2 tRNA genes and 2 rRNA genes are annotated in these 770 nt (G+C 48.1%); all 4 read left to right on the top strand.

From position 1 onward, the window contains the following. Positions 1-81: ribosomal RNA gene (locus V2S86_RS25305) — 16S ribosomal RNA — on the top strand; the annotation flags it as partial. Positions 82-157: 76 nt separating this feature from the next. Beyond that, positions 158-234: transfer RNA gene (locus V2S86_RS25310), tRNA-Ile, on the top strand. Positions 235-389: 155 nt separating this feature from the next. After that, positions 390-465 (top strand) — tRNA-Ala (locus V2S86_RS25315). A 215-nt stretch (positions 466-680) separates the two neighbouring features. Next, positions 681-770 (top strand): 23S ribosomal RNA (locus V2S86_RS25320); the annotation flags it as partial.

Here is a 770-nt window from a genome sequence, read left to right on the forward strand (position 1 = left end):
CTTACCACTTTGTGATTCATGACTGGGGTGAAGTCGTAACAAGGTAACCGTAGGGGAACCTGCGGTTGGATCACCTCCTTACCTAATGATATTGATTCGAGTGGCGTGCTCACACAGATTGTCTGATGAAAAAGTAACGAGCAGAAATACCTTTAATAGGCTTGTAGCTCAGGTGGTTAGAGCGCACCCCTGATAAGGGTGAGGTCGGTGGTTCAAGTCCACTCAGGCCTACCAAATTCGCACTTATGCTGCGTTATGCGCGCGGTCGTTTACACCAAGTAAACGTCCCTTCCGCATGCCTTGCCTAAGCACGAATTAACAGCATTTCAAAAAGAAAAGGTTGTTATTCACCGCGAGTGGTAAATAAAGGTATCTGCAAGTGACTGTATGGGGCTATAGCTCAGCTGGGAGAGCGCCTGCCTTGCACGCAGGAGGTCAGCGGTTCGATCCCGCTTAGCTCCACCATATGGTCCTGACAATACTTCAGAGTGTACTGGCGACAGTATGCTGCGAAGTATTTTGCTCTTTAACAATCTGGAACAAGCTGAAAATTGAAACATGACAGCTGAAACTTATCCCTCCGTAGACGTATTGGGATAAGGAGTAACCTGTCAGAGAGTCTCTCAAATGTAGCAGCGCGAACGTGCTTCTTTGTTTACAAAGACACCTTCGGGTTGTGAGGTTAAGTGACTAAGCGTACACGGTGGATGCCTAGGCAGTCAGAGGCGATGAAGGGCGTGCTAATCTGCGAAAAGTGTCGGTAAGGTGAT

Source organism: Serratia sp. C2(1), assembly GCF_036352655.1.
GTDB lineage: Bacteria > Pseudomonadota > Gammaproteobacteria > Enterobacterales > Enterobacteriaceae > Serratia > Serratia inhibens.